At 44.4% G+C, this 13,562-nt stretch carries 6 protein-coding genes; all 6 read left to right on the top strand.

Annotated features, from left to right (window positions below):
* The first annotated feature begins 86 nt into the window (after window positions 1-86).
* Window positions 87-506, top strand: coding sequence for a DUF1810 domain-containing protein (locus CO230_RS10405; RefSeq protein WP_122028959.1), 420 nt, complete (start codon window positions 87-89; stop codon window positions 504-506).
* Window positions 507-575: 69 nt separating this feature from the next.
* Entirely contained in the window at window positions 576-1,160 is a 585-nt protein-coding gene (ruvA, locus tag CO230_RS10400) for a Holliday junction branch migration protein RuvA (protein ID WP_122028536.1), read from the top strand.
* Between the two features lie 3 nt (window positions 1,161-1,163).
* Window positions 1,164-8,228, top strand: coding sequence for a cell surface protein SprA (sprA, locus tag CO230_RS10395; protein WP_122028535.1), 7,065 nt, complete (start codon window positions 1,164-1,166; stop codon window positions 8,226-8,228).
* Window positions 8,229-8,356: 128 nt separating this feature from the next.
* Entirely contained in the window at window positions 8,357-9,022 is a 666-nt protein-coding gene (gene folE, locus CO230_RS10390; RefSeq protein WP_122028534.1) for a GTP cyclohydrolase I FolE, read from the top strand.
* Between the two features lie 107 nt (window positions 9,023-9,129).
* Window positions 9,130-10,596, top strand: a complete 1,467-nt coding sequence (cysS, locus tag CO230_RS10385) for a cysteine--tRNA ligase (protein WP_122028533.1) — start codon at window positions 9,130-9,132, stop codon at window positions 10,594-10,596.
* 169 nt (window positions 10,597-10,765) lie between these two features.
* Window positions 10,766-13,423 (top strand): 4-alpha-glucanotransferase, encoded by a 2,658-nt coding sequence (locus CO230_RS10380; RefSeq protein WP_122028532.1) that lies wholly within the window; start codon window positions 10,766-10,768, stop codon window positions 13,421-13,423.
* Window positions 13,424-13,562: the final 139 nt, after the last annotated feature.

The raw sequence follows: 13,562 nt of genomic DNA, 5'->3' as shown, positions 1-13,562 counted from the left end.
TGTTTAGACTGCGGGCAATTGTCCGCAGTTTTTTATTTGAAATGACTGAAGGGAATAGCTTTTGCACAAAAATCAGCATGAATGATATGGCTCTCCAACGCTTCATTGATGCGCAACACGGAATATACGAAGTGGCTTTGGGCGAAATCCGCACAGGTAAGAAACGTACCCATTGGATGTGGTTTATATTTCCGCAACTGAAAGGGTTGGCGCACAGTGCGACAGCACAATTTTACGGCATCAGGGATCTGCACGAAGCTAAGAGTTATCTACAGCATCCCGTCCTTGGGAAAAGGCTTCGCGAGATTACCGATGTTCTAAACAATCTGCCGAATGATAATGCACATGAGATCTTTGGCCATCCGGATGACTTGAAACTGCATTCATGTCTTACCTTATTTGCGGAAATTGATGAGGCGACAGACGCAGTTTTCAAAAAAGCCCTGACGCGGTTCTTCAATGGGCGGGCAGATCCACAGACGCTTCGTTTGCTGTACGGTACTTAGTTAATGTCCTTGTGCTTACTGTTGTAACCACCAAAAAATCTTATATTTGGGGTTCTTCAAAAACGAATCATGATTTATTCCTTAAAAGGAACCGTTCAACAACTGAATCCTACTTCAGTAGTGGTTGATGTAAACGGGGTCGGCTATTTTGTGGGCATCAGCCTTCAAACTTCAGAGAAACTTACATTAGGTGAAGCTACGTTTCTCCATATCCAACAAATCATCCGCGAGGATGCACACCTATTGTTTGGTTTTAACACCATTTTAGAGAAAGAACTTTTCAATCTGTTAATATCTGTTAACGGCGTGGGACCGGTTTCTGCGCTTATCATGCTGTCTTCGCTATCCATTGATGAGATTGCCAATGCCATCCTAAGCGGTAACAGTTTGCTGCTGCAAAAGGTAAAGGGGATTGGTGCCAAAACCGCGGAAAGAATCATAGTGGACCTACGCGACAAAGTGCAGAAATTCAGCGTTTCCGGTGAAAATATTTCTAATTTTGCAGATAATAAAGTGAAGGACGAAGCGTTATCTGCATTAGAAGTTCTGGGCATCCCTAAAAAGACCAGTGAAAAGATCGCAGACCGGCTTCTTAAAACAACCCCCGCTTATTCTGTGGAAGATTTAATTAAACAGATTTTAAAAAATATTTAACATTTGGAACGGTACACCTTTATCCAGCATAAATTCCTCTATCCTTTTATTCTTTTTTTCTGCACGCTTACTCTTTCGGCACAGGTAAACAGACAAGACAGCAGTTCGGTAAGGCAAGATTTTTCTCTCCCGAACCCCATCCGTTACGAAGCATTTTATGATGTGCAGAGCGGGATGTATATCCTTTATCCCAAAATCGGCAACATGGTGGTGGGAAATCCCGTATCGATGAGCTCAGCAGAATATTATGATTATATGCTGAACAACCAGTTGAGTGCTTATTACAAAGAGAAATCCTCTACCAATAATCTCGGCTACCGAAAGGACCAGACGGATGCGCGGCAAAAAGGACTTCTGCCCAGTGTGAATATTAAGAATAAACTGTTCGAGTCGGTTTTTGGCGGAAATAAAATTGAGCTTATTCCGCAAGGTTTTGCCTCCTTTGATATTGGCGGACTTTATCAGAAGATTGATAATCCACTGATTTTACCGCAGAACAGAACCAGCTTCGCGATTGATATCCAACAGCGCATTCAGTTGGGCTTACTGGGAAAAGTGGGTGAGAACCTTCAGTTAAAAGCGAATTACGACACCCAAAGTGGCTTCGCATTCGAAAACCGGATGAATCTTGTGTGGCAGGCCAAAGGAACATGGCGAGACCTGCAAAGCAAAGGACTTGATGATACCAGCGGCGGTGAAGATAAGATCATTAAAAGAGTGGAATTCGGGAACGTGAATATGCCGCTTTCCACCAGCCTGATCCGTGGTTCGGAATCGCTTTTTGGGTTAAAAACCGAGTTTCAGCTCGGGAAAACCTACGGAACTGTCGTTTTTTCACAGCAACAGGGCGAAGCCCGGAATATCATTGCGCAGGGCGGTGGCGTACTGAACACTTTTAAACTTAATGCGATTGATTATGAGGATAATCAGCACTATTTCCTCGGGCATTATTTCCTAAACAGCTACGATAACGCTTTACTGAACTACCCACAGATCAACTCCCGAATCAACATTACCCGCATCGAAGCCTGGGTGCTCGATCAGGGATCGGGTAACCTTCAGGATCAGAAGGGCGTGCTGGGCATCCGCGATCTTGGCGAAGGATTATCTGGCTATCCCGATAATTCGCAAAACGGCCTTTACCAGTCAATCTCTAATCTGGGGACCGGCATCCGAGATATCAACACAGCTTATAACACAATTAACGGACAAACCTTCCCAAATGCTGCCGGATCACCGCAGACTTACAGCGATGGTGAGCAGTTTATCTTCAACAGAAAAGCGCGGAAACTTACCTCCAACGAATTTCGGTATCACCCCCAACTCGGTTACCTTTCGCTTAATCAGCGTCTGAATGATAACCAACTTCTGGCAGTAGCGTATTCCTATACATTAAATGGGGACAGCCGTGTATATAAAGTAGGGGAGTTTTCCGAGGAAAGTCCGGTACTGATTACCAAACTTTTGAAATCTAATACCAAAACTACCACCACTACCCCGATGTGGGATTTGATGATGAAGAATATCTATTCATTGAATACCAATGGCATCAATGCAGAGCAGTTTCTTCTGAATGTCTATTTACGGGATCCACAAAGTGGCAAAGTAAACTACCTGCCCAACACGCCCGTTCAGGATATCAACCTGTTAAAGCTTTTTAACTGGGACCGCCTGAACCTTAATAATGACCTTCAACAGAATGGCACTACCACGGGTGACGGTATCTTCGATTTTGTGCCGGGTATTACGGTGGACAGCGAAAACGGTAAGATCATCTTTACTAAAGCGAAACCGTTTGGTGCCTATCTGCAAAATGTATTAGGCACTAACGATCCGAAATTTGTGTTTAATGAACTCTATGAGCAGTTTAAGAATGTAGCTTCAGAAAACCGTCTGGCGCTTGCTTATACGCTGGAAGGCCGTTTCAAGGGATCGCAAGGCACGGGCATTTCACTAGGCGCGATTAATGTGCCGCAAGGTTCTGTAAAGGTAACTGCCAATGGGGTACAGCTACAGGAAGGTATTGATTTTACGGTAGATTACATGCTCGGAACCGTGAATATTATTAACGAAACCGTAAAACAGTCTGGCCAGGCAATTAATATTTCATTAGAGAATCAACTTACGTTCAACACACAACGGAAACGTTTTTTAGGGCTGAACCTGGAGCGTAAGTTTAATGAACATCTTACCGTTGGCGGAACCGTTGTAAATTATGCTGAAACACCGCTAACGCAAAAAGTGAATTTCGGACAAGAGGCGGTGAACAATACCATGGCTGGTTTCAATATCCTGTATAATAATCAGTTACCATTCCTTACCCGACTTACCGATAAAATTCCGCTCGTTAATACAGAAGCACCGTCGAACCTCAGTTTTACAGCTGAAGGAGCCTACCTGATGCCCGGACAGAACAAGGGGATTGGCGACCAGTCTTATATCGATGATTTTGAACAGACCACCTCAAAAATTTCATTAAAAGAACCTGCCATGTGGAGTTTGGCTTCTAAACCTGAAAAAAATCCTGAGCCTTACTTCCAGAACGGGTCCTTGAACGACAATCTGGCTTACGGTAACGGCCGGGGCTTGCTCACCTGGTATAACATCGACCCGAGATTTTACGGAGTGGGCGGCAGCGCACCTAACGGAATTAATGCGCAGGCAGTCTCTAACCACGCGTCGCGCCGGGTGCAAATGCAGGAACTGTATAACTCGCGCGATTTTGTAGCTGGTGAACAACTGTATACCAATACTTTTGATATTACCTATTTCCCAAATGAAAGAGGGCCATATAACGTGAACCCAAACAGCGAGAGTACACAGGAGCGCTGGGCTGGGCTAATGCGGCCGATTTCGGTGTCCAATTTCATTAACTCCAATATTGAATATGTAGAATTCTGGATGATGGACCCTTATGCGGACGGCAATACACTCGGTGCCAACCCGAAACTTCTGCTACACTTGGGGAATGTCTCAGAAGACGTGCTGAAAGACGGTAAATTACAATACGAAAACGGGCTCCCAACACCGGCCTTACCAGCGAATACCACCGTTACAGCGTGGGGCACACAGCCCAACCAGTTCCCCGTATTGTATGCTTTCTCTACCGAAAATGAAGAGCGTGCCGCGCAGGATTTAGGATATGATGGTCTAGATGCCTTAGGCGAGCGTGAGAGATTCGGTACCAATTTCATCAATCCGGTAACCAATACGCCAGATCCGGCCTCGGATGACTTTGTGTTTTATATGTCTGATAAATTTCAGGGTGCGCAGGCTTCAACGCTTACCGAACGTTATAAATATTTCCGGAATCCGGAAGGTAACTCACAAAGTAACTCGCTGGAAGTTGCCACGCAAACACCCGATGCTGAAGATGTAAACCGTGATTACAACCTCGATCAGAATGAAAACTATACCCAGTACACCATCAACCTCGACCGTGCAAGTCTGGCAAAAGGGCAAAAGTTTATCGTAGATGAAAAAGAGGTGGAAGTGAAATTCCAGAACGGGCAAACCGGCAAGAACAAATGGTACCTCTTCCGTGTGCCGGTAACGCAGTTTGATGAGGCAGCCAATGAAGGCGGCGTGAAAGATCTTTCCATTCTAAACAATGTACGCTTTGCGAGGATGTTACTTACAGGTTTCGACCAGGCTTCTACCATCCGTTTCGGCACTTTCGATCTTGTAAGAAGCGACTGGAGGAAATATACCAAAGATGTGGCCGCTGCCAACAGCACCACCGAAGGTGTAAACCAAGTGGATAACCGAAACCTTGACGTAGGAAGTGTGAATCTTGAAGAAAACGGCCTCAACCAGCCACCGTATGTACTGCCACCGGGTATCGACCGCCAGATTTTAAGTGGCAACGCAGGCGCGCAAAGACAGAATGAAGCTTCTCTTTACCTGAAAGCAGCCCCGATGGAGCCCCGCTCTTCCCGTGCCGTCTTCAAAAATGTAGCTTTGGATATGCGCAGATACAAAAACCTGGAACTTTTTGTACATGCCGAAGATATACGCGCCGGTGCCATCAGCAATGAGCTTGATCCTGATGCTAAATTCTTCATCCGTTTCGGAAGTGATGCGACCGATAATTATTACGAATACGAAACCTCCCTGAAGTACACTCCGAGAAACGCCACTTCCCCAATGGAAATCTGGCCTTCCGAGAATACCGTGGATTTATTGATTCAGAATTTCGTAGATGCCAAACTGCGGCGCGATGCCAACTCACAGATTATTATTGATCAAAGGACGGAAGACCTGGAATACGGTGCGATGGACCCGAATAAAAAGATCTACCTCAAAGGACGCCCGAGTTTAGGTAATGTAACCACCATTATGCTGGGTGTTAGGAACAACGCTGCCACTTCTAAAGAATTGGTGCTTTGGGTGAACGAAATTCGTCTTTCGGAAATTGAAAACAAAGGCGGATACGCCGGTAACGCAAGTCTTAACTTCAATTTGGGAGATTTTGCCCTGGTAAATGCCAACGCATCTTATTCTACCATCGGGTTTGGGGGAATTACCGAAAAGCCAGCCGAAAGAGCACAGTCTGAATTCTCCGCATACAGCGTGAATACTACGGTGAATGTTGATAAATTCATCCCAGAGAAGGTAGGTATGAAGATTCCGGTCAACTATTCCTACACCCAAACCATCGAAGATCCGAAATACAACCCGCTGGATAACGATGTGACGTTTGATAAAGCTCCCAATAAGGAAGAATTAAAGAAGGTAGCGCGTACCTATACCCAACAGCGCAGCATTGGAGTAGTGAATATGCGCAAGGAAAGAATGAACGCGGAAAGGATACCGAAATTCTATGATGTGGAAAACCTTTCTCTTACCGCTGTTTATAATGATGATTATTTCCGCGATGTATATACCAAGAAGAACTACCGCCAGTACCTGCGGGGATATATAGATTATAATTACAGTTTCAAACCGTGGGTGCTTCGTCCGTTCAATAAAATTGTGAGCGATACGGCAAAGTCTTATAAATATTTAAGGTTTATTAAAGAAGTAAACTTTAACCCGATACCGACACGTTTCTCTTTCCGTACAGAAATCGACCGTAATTACAACGAACTGGAGTTCCGGAATATCGAAGCCATCCTGAATGGCAATGCAGGGCAGAATTTTGATGTCATCAAGAACCGGAATTTCTATTTCGGCTGGCAATACGGCATCGGATTTAACTTTACTAAATCCCTGAAGCTCGAGATAAATTCTGCCATGCGTACGCTCAACGACCATTTGAATGTGCAGGATATGAACAGCAGGTCTATCTTTAGCGATCCTTTGCGGGCAGGCAGACCTGTACTTTACAACCACCGCGTACAGTTGAATTACCGTTTCCCGTTCGAGTATCTGCCTTATCTGGATTTCATTAATGCAGAACTTGGTTACGGGTTCACCTATAACTGGAATGCGCGCAGTACTGTAATGACTGGTTTTTTTAACCCGGAAACCAATCAGTCAGAAAGTCTGGGTAGCATCGGGCAGAACACCAATAATATCGTAGCGACATCCTCGGTAGATGTGCCGAAGTTTTTCAGTAAGTTTAGGTATTTCCAGAAGATCAATGCCACCATGCAGCAACGCAAGCGGGAGGTAGATTCCTTAAACAATGCATACAGCCTGGCTTGGCAGAAGAAAAACAGCAAACGAAACTTTAAGTCTTATACATTTAAAAATAAACTCAGTCCGTTGCAAAGTGTAGCATACGCACTAACCTCAATAAAACAGCTAGATATTTCCTATAATGAAAACAACGGGACGGTGCTTCCGGGCTTGCTTTCAGCACCAAACTGGTATGGGTATGGGCAAACACTCGGTGGGCCGACTTACGGGTTCTTATTGGGTTCGCAGGCCGATATCCGCAGAACGGTGATCGAAAGGGGTTGGCTCTCTGATTCACCCTATATGAATGATCCTTACACCCAGCTCAAGAACCAGAATTTCCTCGCCAATGTACAGATTATGCCGGTGAATGAGTTCAGGATTGATGTCAACTTCCTTAAAAACTACAACAGCATCTTCACACAGGGTGGATATAATGTTGATGCGGATTCTAACGCGGCCAACGGTTTCCAGTTCTCCTTCGGCAGCGATATGGTAACCTACAGCCGTACGGCCTGGACGTTCGGTACCGCCTTTACAAACGGCAAAGACATCTATAACAATATGTACCAGAACGCCCGAAAAATCTATCAGCAAAGTGGTGGCGTATATAACGAAGCCGATTTTGCCGCCGGTAAAGGCCTTGGAGACGCGTATGTGCTGATACCTGCTTTCCAGGCAGCAGTGGAAGGCAAATCTGTAGACGGGGAACTTCGTAATCCTAAAAAAACAGGTTTTCCACTACCCAACTGGCGCGTTACCTATGCTGGACTGAAAAACATCCCGCTGATCAGCAGTCAGTTTTCCAAATTCGATATTCTGCATGCCTATAGCTCTACTTATACCGCTTCCGGAATACAGTCGAGCGTGGATTATTACAATTTCCGAAACAATCCGGGCGCGCCACAAACCGATAACTTCGGTAATGAGTTCAACCCATATACCTTCTCACAAGTTGGCTATGTAGAAGCTTTTGCCCCGCTTATCGGTGCTGATGTTACGATGCGAAACAACATGCAGTTCCGTGCGCAATACAACCGCGACCGTATGTTTATGCTGGGATTGGTGAACCATACCCTCACCGAAGATGCGGGCAATGAATATATTGTTGGATTCGGGTACATCCTGAAAGACCTGAAGATGAAGATCAACTTTAAAGGGAAAGCCAGGAATATTAAAAGTGATTTGAACATCCGTGGGGATTTTTCCTTACGGGATAGCGAAACGCGCATCACCAACATCCTGCAGAACGACTCGCAGGTGACTGGCGGACAAAGGATGATGAGCATAAAACTGTCTGCAGATTATAACATGTCGCAGAACTTTAACCTCAGATTTTTCTATGATCAGTTGCTGACCAGGTACAAGATTTCCACAGCCTTCCCGCTGTCGACCATCAGGGCAGGGCTTTCAGCCACGTTCACCTTTACCGGAAGCGGCTTCTAAAGCATAAAAACTCAGGATGAATGTCCTGGGTTTTTTTATTGAAGTTGAGGTCATATTGGTGGTATTATTAAAGGCTCCGGCGCCCTGTTTTAAAAATTTAATCTTAATTTTGCTGCTCATTTAATACTATGAATCACGATATCGATAACGACGACGATGTTTTCACCGGTAATAACCACACGCCGATGCGCAGCGATGCCTTTGATAAATCACCCGAGGAAAAGGTAGAAATCATTGAGCATCATTTCTATAAGATTATGGAAACGCTGGGGATGGATATGGCCGATGATTCCCTAAAAGATTCCCCGAAACGGGTAGCCAAAATGTACGTGAATGAAATCTTTGGCGGCCTTCTTCCGGAGAACAAACCTGGGATTTCTACCTTCTCGAATAAATATAAATACCGGCAGATGCTGGTGGAGAAAGATATCACCGTGTATTCCTTCTGTGAGCATCATTTCCTGCCGATTATCGGTAAAGCGCATGTCGCTTATATCTCTAAGGGTGAAGTGATCGGACTTTCTAAAATTAACCGTCTGGTGGATTATTATGCAAAGCGCCCGCAGGTACAGGAAAGACTGACGATGCAGATTGTGGATGCGCTGAAGATCGCCCTCGGGACGAAGGATGTCGCCTGTATTATTGATGCCAAACACCTTTGCGTGAACTGCCGCGGTATTAAGGATACGGCCAGTTCTACCATTACCGCAGAGCTTAGCGGGATCTTCCGTACCAACCCCATTACGCGCCAAGAGTTTCTGCATTATGTAGGGAGCCATGCAAAATTTGATTAACCTGAAAACCCTTGAGATGATACGGTTGTGTTTTAATCATTCAGCAGCAAACCCCTGTTGAACAGACTTGGGCGACTTCGTACAGAAACTTGATTAAATTTACTATCATGCAGCTTAAAATATACAACTCGCTTTCCGCAGAAAAAGAAATATTCAGTCCAATTCATGAAAACCATGTGGGGATGTACGTCTGTGGACCTACCGTGTACAGCAATGTGCATTTGGGGAATGTGCGTACCTTTATGTCTTTCGATTTCATCTACCGCACACTTCAGCATCTCGGCTATAAAGTAAGGTATGTAAGAAACATTACCGATGCCGGCCATCTTACCGATGATGGCGACGTAGATAACGACCGGTTTGTAAAACAGTCCCGCCTCGAGAAACTTGAACCGATGGAGATTGTGCAGAAGTACACCGTAGATTTCCATAAGGTATTGGATGCCTTTAATCTGCTTCCGCCAACCATTGAGCCTACCGCGACCGGCCATATCGTAGAACAGATCGAACTTACACAGAAACTCATCAATAGCGGTTTTGCTTATGAAAGCAATGGTTCAGTGTATTTCGATGTACAGGAATATAACAGCCGGGGACTTAACTACGGCGAACTTTCGCGTAGGAATATTGAAGAACTCTTTGCCAACACCCGCGACCTCGATGGGCAGCATGAGAAGAAAAACCCTCAGGATTTCGCACTGTGGAAATCGGCGTCGCCCGCGCATATCATGCGCTGGAATTCACCTTGGGGAGAAGGTTTCCCAGGTTGGCATCTGGAGTGTACTGCCATGTCAACTAAGTATTTAGGTGAAAAATTCGACATTCATGGCGGTGGTATGGATCTTAAGTTCCCACATCATGAATGTGAGGTTGCCCAAGGCAAAGCCTGTAATGGCACCGAGCCGGTAAATTACTGGATGCATGCTAATATGCTGACAATGAACGGGCAACGTATGAGTAAATCTACCGGAAATTACATCTTGCCTATGGAATTGGTTTCCGGAAATAATGATTTCTTTGAAAAGCCTTTTCACCCGAGTATCGTAAGATTCAATTTTATGCAGGCACATTACCGCAGCGTACTCGATATTTCCAATGAAGCCATGGTAGCCAGCGAAAAAGGTTTCCAGCGACTGATGGAGGCGATGAAATTGCTGCAGGATTTTAGATTTCCCTTCTCTGCGTCAGGTAGTTTCGACTTGCAAGGCTGGCGAAAAAAATGTTATGACGCGCTAACGGATGACTTTAATTCACCCATTTTAATTTCTCATCTTTTTGAGGCGGTAAATGTGATCTTCCGACTTGAGGATGGAAAAGAAACCATTACAGAGGCTGATTTTACTGAACTACAATCGTTGATGCAATCCTTTGTATATGAAGTGCTTGGGCTTCGAAATGTGGAAGAAAATAACAATGAAAAGCTCGATCAGACATTAAAGGTCCTCATAGAGCTAAGAAATCAAGCACGTAAAGCCAAAAACTTTGAACTTTCAGACCAAATCCGAGACCGCCTGCTGGCAGAAGGGATTGAACTGAAAGATGGACGCGATGGCACTACTTATTCAATAATTTAAACATTACCTCTCACGATTTGATGAGGGGTTTTTTATGTACGGAATATATCTTTGTAATGGATTGTTTTTCAGTAAATAAACACATGATTTTAATCTGTTTTTAAAGATGAAAAACAGCTTGGCAGTCCTTTTCTTTTTAGTAAATTGCGGTTATTAAAATGCCATCAGGATGAAGCTATATTTCAACATTAATTTTAACACAAAACCAGGTGAAAACCTGCATATTTCGATACAGGACCGCGACGGACATTCCATAGTTAAACCATTGGTTTACAAGGAAAAAGGAGATTGGTATGGGGAGGTAGATTATTTTTCAAGAAGCATTAGTTATTTGTACCTCGTTACGGATGATGCCGGTCAAATTCTTGAGAAGGAATTGGCTTCACATCAACTAAGTTTTCCGCATCTGTACAGCGAATTTAATATCTATGACAGCTGGAATGCCAAAAACTTCCCTGAAAATTATCTGAACAACAAGATCCTTAAAAATAAGCTCAGTGGTTTTCGGCCAGAAAAGATTTCGGTCCTTAAGAAGCATACGCATCTGTTCCGCATTGAAGCGCCACTTTATCACCCAAACTGGCAAATCGCCATCCTAGGAGGTAATGAAGCACTTGGCAACTGGGATGCTTCGCAAGCGGTGATTATGTCTCAAACAGATTATGGTGTTTGGGAAGTACCGGTAGAGCTGGTGGCAAACGAAGAAATTAGTTACAAATATGCCATCCGAGATTTCACCACTGGTGAAATATTAAATATGGAATATGGCGAAGACCGAAAAGTTAAGCCCAATACTGATTCGGAGGTTCTTCAGATAGTTGCTGATCATTATTACCGTTTCCGGGGCGAAGAAATGTACCACGCTGCAGGGGTGGCCGTGCCGGTTTTTGCGTTAAGAACTGAAAACGGTTTTGGTGTAGGTGAGTTCGAGGATCTTAAAAATCTGGCTGATTGGGCGAAAAAAACTAATCTATCAATATTGCAGATTCTGCCGATCAACGATACGACTGCAAATTATTCCTGGACAGATTCTTATCCTTACGCCGCGATCTCAGTGTATGCGCTGCATCCGCAGTATATTTCTCTTTCAAGACTCGATTATCCGATCCCGGCTGAACTTGTACCTCAGTTTGAGGCTGAAAGACAGTCGCTTAATCAACTGAGCCTCATTGATTATGAAAAAATGATTACCGCCAAATGGAAGTATTTAAAAGCGGTTTTCGCACAAAACATTGATGAAATCCTAAAAGACCGGAATTTCAAGAAATTCATGAAGTCAAATGAAGAATGGCTGTTGCCATACAGCGCTTTCTGTGTACAGCGCGACAAATACAACACGCCTAACTTCAATACCTGGAAAACCCACCGGAAATACATCGCAGGGAAAATACAACCATTCTTCAGTCCGAAAAGTAAGGATTTCGAGGCCGCGATGCTGCATGCCTGGGTGCAATACCAATTGCATATACAATTAAAAGAAGCCATTGATTATACACATACCCTCGGGATTTCTGTAAAAGGTGATTTGCCGATTGGTATTTACCGATATTCTGTGGAAGCCTGGACGGAGCCTGAACTCTTCGGTATGGATTTTCAGGCTGGCGCACCACCAGATCAGTTCACCGATTTGGGACAAAACTGGGAGTTCCCGACCTACAATTGGGAAGCGATGAAAAAAGATGGCTATCGCTGGTGGAAAAACCGTTTCAAAGCGCTGGAACAATATTTCGACGCGATGCGGATTGACCATATATTAGGTTTCTTCCGGATCTGGAGGATGCCTATGAGTGCCACACAGGGTATTTTAGGCTATTTTTATCCTGCGGTGCCAGTTCGTACAAGCGAGTTCCAGGCCAGGAACATTCCGTTTGACGAAAACCGGTACTGTGAGCCTTTCATTAATGACCAGATCCTTTGGGATGAGTTTGGCAGTGAGCGCGATGCGATTCATCAGCAATTCATGAATAACCATTTTAATGGGCGATATACCTTTAAGGAAGAATATAACACCCAGCGGAAACTTACAGAATATTTCAAGGAAAATCCGCATCCGTGGGCACAGGAAAAACTAATTTCGCTCTGCGCCAATGTATTGTTTTTAACGGAAGAAACTGCTGATGGCGAACGTGTGTATCACCCGCGTTTCAATATCATGAAAACGACTTCTTATAAATATCTGTCCGATCATGAGAAATATGCGGTAAGTGAACTTTATAACGATTATTTCTTCAAAAGACAGGATGGGCTTTGGTACGAACAGGCCATGGAGAAGCTGCCGGTAATCCTGAATGCGACCGATATGCTGATTTGTGGTGAGGACTTGGGATTGGTGCCCGATGCGGTACCTATAGTGATGGATCGTTTGGCCATTACCGCCCTGAAGGTACAGCGGATGCCATCCGAGAACATCTTGTGGTATGATCCTAAGAATGCCGGTTATATGAATGTGGTGACGGCAAGTTCCCATGACAGCAGCACCCTGCGGCAATGGTGGCATGAGGACCGGGAGCTTACGCAACAGTACTTCCAGCACCAATTGGGGCAGGCAGGCACCGCACCTTTAAATCTGGAGCCTCAACTCGCCGAAATTATCATGAAACAACATCTGTATAATGACGCTATGTTGGCGATTTTCCCGATCCAGGAATATCTGGCTACAGAAGCTGGACTACAGCATCCCCATATGGATGAGGAACGCATCAACATCCCAGCGGTCTTCCCTCATTATTGGCGCTACAGAATGCACCTGACGCTTGAAAGTTTGATTACCGAAGAAAGATTTAATGAAAAAATCGCCGGTTGGGTGAAAGATTCTAACAGAGTTTAAATCTAATTAAAGAAAACAGTATAAATATCCGTTATTTACATTGAATACAGAAGTTAAGCCACGCGTTTAACTTCTTTTTTATTTATACATCCAAAAGACAGAAGCATCTGAACGCAGTAGCCGAAACGGTGTTTCATTA

This window comes from Chryseobacterium sp. 6424, from assembly GCF_003692615.1.
Classification (GTDB): domain Bacteria; phylum Bacteroidota; class Bacteroidia; order Flavobacteriales; family Weeksellaceae; genus Kaistella.
The sequence above is the reverse complement of the archived record's forward strand: the minus strand, read 5'-3'. Positions and strand labels throughout refer to the sequence as shown.

Excerpts from the sequence above, each read along its gene's own strand:
- CO230_RS10405 (WP_122028959.1), top strand. The coding sequence starts at position 87 with ATGGCTCTCCAACGCTTCATTGATGCGCAACACGGAATATACGAAGTG.
- ruvA (WP_122028536.1), top strand. The coding sequence starts at position 576 with ATGATTTATTCCTTAAAAGGAACCGTTCAACAACTGAATCCTACTTCA.
- folE (WP_122028534.1), top strand. The coding sequence starts at position 8,357 with ATGAATCACGATATCGATAACGACGACGATGTTTTCACCGGTAATAAC.
- cysS (WP_122028533.1), top strand. The coding sequence starts at position 9,130 with ATGCAGCTTAAAATATACAACTCGCTTTCCGCAGAAAAAGAAATATTC.
- CO230_RS10380 (WP_122028532.1), top strand. The coding sequence starts at position 10,766 with ATGAAGCTATATTTCAACATTAATTTTAACACAAAACCAGGTGAAAAC.